Source organism: Bacillus sp. G402 (genome assembly GCF_051172515.1).
GTDB classification, from domain to species: domain Bacteria; phylum Bacillota; class Bacilli; order Bacillales; family Bacillaceae; genus Bacillus; species Bacillus altitudinis.
On sequence record NZ_JBPIZC010000009.1, the window covers coordinates 1 to 8145 of the forward strand.

Below are 8145 nucleotides of genomic sequence, written 5' to 3' on the forward strand. Positions count from 1 at the left end.
TTAGGCACGCCGCCAGCGTTCGTCCTGAGCCAGGATCAAACTCTCCGAGGTATGCAGGATGCATATCACACATGCGTTGCTACACGATGTAGCGAACTTAGCATGTGATCATTTCCTGCCTCGTCAGTTTGACTGACTACCTATGATGTATCATAGGATTTTTTATAAAAACTCGAATTAACAGGTACGTTTTGTCTTGTTTAGTTTTCAAAGATCATCTTCGTTATCGCTCAGAAGCGACTTTATTAATATAACATTCTATCAAGATGAAGTCAACAACTTTTTTCTTGAATGTTATTTCTCAACCGCGCTGTTTCAGCGGCGAATACAAATATAACACCTTTTAAAAGAAGAAACAAGTATTTTTTCTAAATAATTTATTTTTCCTGATCTCTTCCTATATATTCGTACAAAAAGGGCTTAACTCCGTAATTCACTATTGTTGATCCTGTAGGTCTTTAGTATATTTATAATAGATTGAAATTTAATAACCGCAGGGGGAGCCTCGTGCTGAGAGTGAACAATTCGTTGTTCTGACCCTTTGAACCTGTCAGTTAATACTGAAGTAGGAATGTGGAATCACTTGCATACATGCATGTATGCAAGCCGATATGTTTTTCTATGAATCACATACTCATCCTGACATGGTCTCTCCTTGCACAATTCGTGAAAAGGGGATTTTTTTATGCAACAATCAAATCAATTAGTACGACTGATGGAGATCGCCATCATGACTTCTCTTGCACTTGTTTTAGATTATTTATCAGGTCTCTTTTTAAGAATGCCAAACGGCGGGTCAATTGCACTGATCATGATTCCTGTCATTCTCATGTCCATTAGATGGGGCGTGTCTGCTGGATTTATCATCGGTGTGTTAATCGCAGGACTACAGCTGATGAACAATCCTATTATTGCTACACCTGTACAAGGATTTCTCGATTACTTTGTCGCATCTGTTGTGATTTGTTTAAGCGGGCTATTCTCAGGATCAATTAAAAAAGCCATTCAGGATAAAAAGCGAAAGAAACAATTCTTCTATATTATCCTAGCTGTATTTGTCGCCAGTTTCTTCAGACTGCTGACGTTCTTTATTTCAGGTGTAGTTTTCTTTTCTCATTATGCACCAAAAGGAACACCAGGATGGGTGTATTCATTAGTTTATAACAGCACATATATGATTCCTTCATTTATCATTTGTAGTATTGTTCTTTGTTTACTCATTCCTAGTGCGTCTCGTTTGGTTTTTCCTCGACAAAAATAACCCAGCTGTTTCAGCGGGTTATTTTTTATGCATAATTTGCTGCTCTATTGAATCTATTAATAGTAGAAGATTTCATGCTGGAGGTACGACGATGAATCCTTACTCCATTATGCTGTGCTGTTACATCCTCAGTCTCGCCTACTTTTTGGCAAGTTTCTATGAGGCATTAAAAATAGCAGGTGTGAAAGGAAAAGTAGAGGCTTCTCCTTTTATATCTTATATTTTACTCGCCACCCTTTTTACTTTTTTCTCTCATTATTACTGGAAGCTGACGATATAATTTGTTGAACATGATCGCTTAGGACAGACAGTTCCCATCCATACCCTATTTCTTCATGGTTCTCACCAGCCAGCTCGAACTGGCTGGTGACGGCAAAACTAGGTTGAAGTTTTTGATAAAATTGCTTCGCTGAATTTTGCTCAAATACCCAGAGCAGCATATTCTGATAGCCTTTCTCTATTAAATAATCCACACCTTTTGCAATCAAAGCCATCCCCGCTCCTGATTTCTGTTTTCTCTGCAACAAATAGATGGCATAAAGCTCACCATCATATATTGAATATCTCTCATCACGCTGTTTTCCGAAGGAAGCAAAACCAAATACTCCGTCAGCATCCTCTGCGACAAACGTGCCTTCAAGCGACCTGCTTCTCCAGCTCTCTTCCCGCTCCTCTACATTCAAAGCATCTAAATACTCTTGTGAAATAATGCCATGATAAGTCGTTTGCCAGCTCTTCACATGAATTTCGGCAATTTTAGGAATATCATTATGTACTGCATATCTAACCTTCATCTGCACACCCCTTTTAGCCATTTCTTACTCTATGTTTCATATGATAAGTTGCTATTTTATAAAATGCAATCCTTAATGGATATTCGTTGACATTTTGTCAACACCCCTATATATTGGGTACGACTTCTTCTATTAAAGAGTTGAACTTTATGAAAAGGGTGAAGAAAGAGATGGAATTTAAAACAACTGAGCTTCGGCAGTTTTTAAAAGAACAACTGCAAATACGTTCTCTTTCATTAAGAGAACTCAGTACACAAACAGAAATTGATAAAGCCACACTGTCTAGAATCATGAACGGAAAAAGAAAACCGACTTTGAACCATTTACAGCGGCTTTCAGATGCTCTACACATTTCTTTAGATCATCTATTGGCCACGGCTGGATTTTCAATTAAAAACGAAGGAGTTCACGGTAATACGTTCATTCAAGCCGTAGAAGAGATTGAGCGAACGCTGAAAGATCATGATGTCTATGACGGGACGTTCAGCGAGAATGAATTGAAACAGAAGTTAAATGAATATGAAACCTATAGTCAATCAGATGAGGGAAAAGAAACAATCTCAGCAAATTTTGAAAAAAAGATAGATACGATAAGCGGTGTTGGACCATTTCTTGATCAATTGAAAAGCATGTACTACTCGTTCATGAGCGGACGGGGGACTTCTCGAGAATTGATGTTGATGGGAGGCGCATTACTTTACTTCATTATGCCCGTTGATTTAATACCAGATTATATTTTTCCGATCGGCTATATTGATGACGCTGCAGCGGTGCAGGTCGTATTGTACCAGCTGACAAATAGGTCATAGCAGGTGACGGAGACATGAAAAAACAGAACAGCATTGACTTCGCATTATTATTCACTGTCATTTGCTTCTTTGTGATCAGCCTACTGGCTGTGTATAGCGGATCGGGACAGTATGAAACGCAAGATATGTTTTATTTCGTCAAAAGGCAAGTTTTCTGGTATATTGTCGGCTTTGGCCTTATGGCGGCAGTTGCTTACTTTGATTATGAACTGCTTGAGCGGTTATCTTTTCGATTATTTGCAGGTGGTCTCTTTCTCATCATTCTCGTTCATTTTTTTGGCACGAATCAAAATGGCTCTCAAAGGTGGATCAGCTTGGGACCCATGAAAGTACAACCATCAGAATTTATGAAAATTTTTGTCATTCTTCTGTTAGCGGCTATTTTAAATCGATACAAACATCAGCGCTTTGCATTTAAAGAAAGCATGATTCCCACAATGAAAATTATATGCTGGACCGCTGTTCCTTTTTTCCTGATTTTAATTCAGCCAGATTTGGGGACGGCACTTGTGATCTTGTCTATCGCTTTTACACTGATGCTTGTGTCAGGCATTTCAAGTAAAATGATCGCTGCATTAATCGCTTCTTTTCTCGCGCTTCTTGCATTTTTGACCTACTTGCACAATGAACATTTTGAGCACTTTACAAAAGTGATTAAACCTCATCAGCTTGATCGCATTTATGGATGGCTCTCTCCTGATGAATTTGATTCGACATATGGGTATCAACTGAAACAAGCAATGCTTGGCATTGGGTCAGGACAATTATCAGGAAGCGGGTATACAAAAGGAAATCAAGTACAAGGGGGAAATATCCCTGAAGCCCATACAGATTTTATATTTGCAGTCATTGGCGAGGAGTTTGGTTTTATCGGCGCCTCCCTATTGATCTGTTTATATCTTATGATGGTCTATCGAATGATTCATGTGGCTATGCATGCGAATACCCTTTATGGGCTTTATATATGTGCTGGGGTGGTTGGGCTGATCGTCTTTCAAGTCTTCCAAAACGTTGGGATGACAGTAGGGCTAATGCCTGTGACTGGTCTTGCCCTTCCTTTTATCAGCTATGGGGGCAGTGCGCTTTTAACCAATATGATCGCCATTGGCCTTGTGTTTAGTGTCAATCTGAGGTCCTCATCCTACATGTTTGGACGTAACTGGGATTGAAGGTGATGTCATTGATTCTTTCTCACCTAAAAAAAATCGACCACATTCTTGCTGGGACGATTGTTTGTCTTTGTTTCTTTGGATTGCTGATGGTGTACAGTGCGAGTTATCCTTTAGGCGAAATAAAATATGGACAGGGCAGCTACTTCTTCATGAAACAGTGGCAATGGCTTTTGATTGGATTCTTCTTTTTCATCGCTGCGGCCCTGGTTCCATATCAAGTTTACCGTAAATGGATTCGGTGGCTTGTGATGCTGTCACTGTTATTTCTTATCCTTGTCCTGCTTCCAGGAATCGGTGTTGTCAAAAACAATTCACAACGATGGATTCAATTGGGCTCTCTGATCATCCAGCCCTCTGAGGCTGTGAAATTAGTGATGATCATCTATTTTGCCTATGTATATGCAAGGAAACAAGCGTACATTACATCCTTTAAAAAAGGAGTACTGCCTCCACTTCTTCTTTTGAGTCTAGCTTTTTTATTGATTTTAAAACAGCCAGATTTAGGTACAGCAGTTTCTATTTTATTGAGCTGCGGTATCGTCTTATTATGTGCTGGACTTAAAACACGCCACCTCATTCTACTAGGTTCGACGGCTGCGGCAGGGATCACTTTTTTTGCTGTGACCGCTCCTTATCGTTTGAAACGGATCACTTCTTTTCGTGATCCTTTCATGTATGAAGATGGAGATGGTTATCAGCTGATCCATTCTTATCTCGCCATGGATTCAGGAGGACTGACCGGGAATGGTTTAGGCGGAAGCATTCAAAAACTAGGGTTTCTTCCTGAAGCCCATACAGATTTTATTATGGCCATCATTAGTGAAGAGCTGGGAATCATGGGGCTGTTGTTTGTGATGGGTGCCTACCTACTCATCATGTATCGCGCCGTTCGAATCGTTCAAGGTTTACAAGATCCATTTGGAAAACTATTAACGATCGGGCTTACTTTTCAAATTATGATTCAAGCAGCCTTTAATCTCGGAGCTGTCTTTGGGCTTCTCCCCATTACAGGCATTCCTCTTCCCTTTATTAGCTACGGCGGATCTTCATTGGTGTTCATGATGATATCTGCAGGCATTCTTGTGAATCTCTCTTCATCTATCAAAAGACACCGGCATGTGCCCCAAGTAAAATAGACACCCTCTATCAGAAGGTGTCTTTTGATTTTTATTCTTCTATTTGACGATCAGCGATTTCTTTTTTTCTTGGCTGTTTGATTTCATTCGTCAGTTCTTGGATGCTTTGTTTCACATTGCCTTTGCCAGAGAAATTCTCAATAATTTCTTTAACATCAATTCCAGAAGAAGCTTTCAGACTTTCTTGAAGACTGGACATAAGGTTTGTCGCATAGCTGGTCACTTTGTTGGCACCGCTGCCTTCCCCGTTACCACCTGTATCAACAACTGTAATTTTATCAATGTTAGAAAGTGGAGCAGATACTTGTTTCGCATATTCAGGTAGCATTTTCACAATCATATCAAGAATCGCCGCTTGACCATACTGTTCGAATGCTTCTGCAATTTTCTCTTTCGCTTCTGCTTCCGCAAGTCCTTTCAACCTAATGACTTCTGCTTCTGTTTCCCCTTTTGCACGATCGGCTTCTGCTTTGGCAAGCCCGTCAATCCGAACTTTCTCTGCTTCTGCTTTTGCCATTGCTTCAATGCTGTATTTCTTCGCATCTGCTTCTGCAAGACGCTTCGCTTTTTCCGCCGCAGCCGACTGCTCAACAGCATAACGGTCCGCATCTGCTTTCTTTTTCACTTCAGAATCGTATTGACGCTCACGACGCTGGATCTCTTTTTCTTCTAATTCAATTTGCTTCTGACGTTCAATGATTTTGACTTGCATTTCTTGTTCAGTTACGTGCTGACGATTACGAGCTGTTTCAAGATCGTACGCTTGGTCAGCGCTTGCTTTTGCTGTATCTTGTTCACGTCTGAATTCTGCTCTTTTCAGCTCATTGATTTTTTCTGCTTCAGCGATTTCAGTGGCACGCTCAAGCTCAGATTTCTTCGCATCTTTATCTGCTTCTGCACGTTTGATACGTGTTTCTTTATCTGCTTCTGCTGTCGCAATATCTGCATCGCGTTTCACTTGAGCAATTCTAGGTTTACCTAGTGATTCTAAATAGCCATTTTTATCACGGACATCTTTGATTGTAAACGATACAATGACAAGACCCATTTTCGCTAGATCTTGAGAAGCAACACGCTGTACTTCTTGAGAAAATTTCTCTCTGTTTTTATAAATCTCTTCAACTGTCATTGACCCTAAAATGGAGCGAAGGTGTCCTTCTAGTACTTCTCTTGCTTCATTTTCACGATCTTCTTTTGTTTTCCCTAAAAACTGCTCTGCCGCAGTGGCGATTTCTTCAATTGATCCGCCAATTTTAATGATGGCCGTTCCATCCGCCATGACCGGTACACCCTGCTCAGTATAGACTTCAGGCGTTGAAACATCTAGCTTGCTAGATAGTAAGCTGAGCGGCTCTGCTTGTTGAAAAACAGGGAGTACAAAGGTACCTCCACCTCTTACAATCTTAATCTTGTTTCCACCTTCATCCACGTGGACATTTTTACTTCCGAGGTAACTTCCTGTGACAATTAATGCTTCATCTGGACCAGCTGTCCGGTATTTCGAAACAAATACACCAATAAGTGCAATGAGAATCACAAGCACAATTCCAATAATAATTAATATGGTTGTTCCTGGCATAGCATTCCCTCCTAGATTTCTTCATTTGGTATAACAGATAACACGCCTTTGTTCACTTCGACGACCAGCACCCGGGTTCCATATGGAATCTCCTCTTCGTCGAAACTGACGGCAGGCTTTGAGATTTTCCCGCTGTTACTAATTAACAGCACTTCTCCAAACCCATCTTTTGGTACAGATACAATGATCTCCCCAGTTCTTCCTTTTAGGTCGGCCTCCGTATATGAAAGAGATTCTTCAGCAGAGGAAAGCGGGACTAAGACAAATACATGTAAACAAGTAACGAGAACCACTGCGAGAATGGTAGATAATACTGCGCCAAGTCCACTTCCTACAATTGCTGTTTTTTCAGAGATAAATCCTCCAGCCGAGAAAAAGGTAAGAAATGCGAGGATCAATGTTGGTTGAAGGAACGGGACAGGAATCGCTTCAAACAATCCATCAAATACATCGCCAAAAAAGACGAAAACAAGCGTCAGGATTCCTGATACCATCAATATGTATAAGTACAGCGTCTGAAGAGGCAGCCCAAACACATCCATCTTCCTCACCCTTTCTTTATGAAATGAGCAGCCTTTCATTCATTTAGACCATGCTCACATCCAAGTGTATTCCTTCTAACAGGTAATACGAACCACTTTTGTAAAGGTTTCATTTTTCATCACAATTCATTAAAGGATTTCTCGGATAGCTAAAGAATGATTGTCTTGTACCAGTATGATAAAATTTGATCTTGAGGTGAGAGAAATGAGTTTATTACATGATGCAAGACAAGAATTGTGGCAAGAGCTGCAAGGTTTGAACGAAGAACAATTGAATCAAAAATTATCTGATGATACTTGGAGCATTCAAGAGGTTGCAGATCATTTAAAGAAAATGGACCTAATTTCAGCAAAACATCTAGCTGCCGAGGGGAAAAAAGCACCGATTAAAGAATATGAGCCAAAGCCGGTGGAAATGGCAGAGGATCGTTCAAAAAAAGCCACTGCGCCTAGTATTGTTGAGCCAGAGCGCAAGCATGTGACACCTACACATTTAAAAGATGAGCTTGATACAGCTCGTGAGAAATTAAATCATATTTTATCAACGTTTACAGAGGAAGATTTCAAACGCGTGATTGCACATCCTGTGTTTGAAGAACTTTCATTAAAGCAATACCTTGATTTTATCGGTGCACACGAAAAACGCCATATTCATCAAATTAAAGAAATTAAAGAACAGCTATAAGATGTAAAAAAGGCTCCCAGAAGGGAGCCTCAGATTGTAGAGAAACCCATGTTTTTCTACAATCTTTTTTATTTTCACCATCATTATGATAGATGAGATTGAAGGAAAAACATGAAAAAGACCTCCCACACACCTAGCCTAGCTTTGCTAGGTGTGTGGCAATCTTC

The 8145-nt window shown here is 40.2% G+C and carries 8 protein-coding genes and 1 riboswitch; of the genes, 5 read left to right on the forward strand and 3 right to left on the reverse strand.

Features of this window, described 5'->3' with window-relative positions:
- Positions 1-486: 486 nt before the first annotated feature.
- Positions 487-589: riboswitch (TPP riboswitch) on the forward strand.
- Positions 590-685: 96 nt separating this feature from the next.
- The gene (gene thiT / locus ACSBQP_RS19185) at positions 686-1261 is read left to right on the forward strand and encodes an energy-coupled thiamine transporter ThiT (protein ID WP_007500615.1); all 576 of its coding nucleotides are present in this window, start codon (positions 686-688) and stop codon (positions 1259-1261) included.
- A 239-nt stretch (positions 1262-1500) separates the two neighbouring features.
- On the opposite strand, the gene ACSBQP_RS19190 is transcribed toward thiT, so the two are convergent.
- On the reverse strand, positions 1501-2055 hold the full coding sequence (locus ACSBQP_RS19190; protein ID WP_116306090.1) for a GNAT family N-acetyltransferase: 555 nt from the start codon (positions 2053-2055) through the stop codon (positions 1501-1503).
- A gap of 149 nt (positions 2056-2204) precedes the next feature.
- Here ACSBQP_RS19190 and ACSBQP_RS19195 point away from each other — a divergent pair, with 149 nt between their 5' ends.
- The 3 genes from ACSBQP_RS19195 to ftsW are packed head-to-tail and all read left to right on the forward strand — an operon-like array spanning position 2205 to position 5172.
- Complete coding sequence (locus tag ACSBQP_RS19195) at positions 2205-2864, forward strand: DUF1232 domain-containing protein (protein ID WP_144683777.1); 660 nt, start codon at positions 2205-2207, stop codon at positions 2862-2864.
- A gap of 14 nt (positions 2865-2878) precedes the next feature.
- Positions 2879-4033 (forward strand): rod shape-determining protein RodA, encoded by a 1155-nt coding sequence (gene rodA / locus ACSBQP_RS19200; RefSeq protein WP_060781333.1) that lies wholly within the window; start codon positions 2879-2881, stop codon positions 4031-4033.
- 5 nt (positions 4034-4038) lie between these two features.
- Entirely contained in the window at positions 4039-5172 is a 1134-nt protein-coding gene (gene ftsW / locus ACSBQP_RS19205; protein WP_374998331.1) for a putative lipid II flippase FtsW, read from the forward strand.
- 31 nt (positions 5173-5203) lie between these two features.
- Here the strand turns inward: ftsW and ACSBQP_RS19210 are convergent, their stop codons facing one another.
- Both ACSBQP_RS19210 and ACSBQP_RS19215 read right to left on the reverse strand, forming a co-directional pair.
- Complete coding sequence (locus tag ACSBQP_RS19210; RefSeq protein ID WP_007500611.1) at positions 5204-6751, reverse strand: flotillin family protein; 1548 nt, start codon at positions 6749-6751, stop codon at positions 5204-5206.
- Between the two features lie 11 nt (positions 6752-6762).
- The gene (locus tag ACSBQP_RS19215) at positions 6763-7293 is read right to left on the reverse strand and encodes a hypothetical protein (RefSeq protein WP_019743390.1); all 531 of its coding nucleotides are present in this window, start codon (positions 7291-7293) and stop codon (positions 6763-6765) included.
- Between the two features lie 205 nt (positions 7294-7498).
- On the opposite strand from ACSBQP_RS19215, the gene ACSBQP_RS19220 reads away from it, so the two are divergent.
- Positions 7499-7978: a DinB family protein gene (locus ACSBQP_RS19220; RefSeq protein ID WP_435028705.1), complete on the forward strand. Its 480-nt coding sequence runs from the start codon at positions 7499-7501 to the stop codon at positions 7976-7978.
- Positions 7979-8145: the final 167 nt, after the last annotated feature.

Bases quoted from the DNA above. Each gene is read 5' to 3' on its own strand.
- thiT (WP_007500615.1), top strand. From the start codon at position 686: ATGCAACAATCAAATCAATTAGTACGACTGATGGAGATCGCCATCATG.
- ACSBQP_RS19190 (WP_116306090.1), bottom strand. From the start codon at position 2,055: ATGAAGGTTAGATATGCAGTACATAATGATATTCCTAAAATTGCCGAA.
- ACSBQP_RS19195 (WP_144683777.1), top strand. From the start codon at position 2,205: ATGAAAAGGGTGAAGAAAGAGATGGAATTTAAAACAACTGAGCTTCGG.
- rodA (WP_060781333.1), top strand. From the start codon at position 2,879: ATGAAAAAACAGAACAGCATTGACTTCGCATTATTATTCACTGTCATT.
- ftsW (WP_374998331.1), top strand. From the start codon at position 4,039: ATGTCATTGATTCTTTCTCACCTAAAAAAAATCGACCACATTCTTGCT.
- ACSBQP_RS19210 (WP_007500611.1), bottom strand. From the start codon at position 6,751: ATGCCAGGAACAACCATATTAATTATTATTGGAATTGTGCTTGTGATT.
- ACSBQP_RS19215 (WP_019743390.1), bottom strand. From the start codon at position 7,293: ATGGATGTGTTTGGGCTGCCTCTTCAGACGCTGTACTTATACATATTG.
- ACSBQP_RS19220 (WP_435028705.1), top strand. From the start codon at position 7,499: ATGAGTTTATTACATGATGCAAGACAAGAATTGTGGCAAGAGCTGCAA.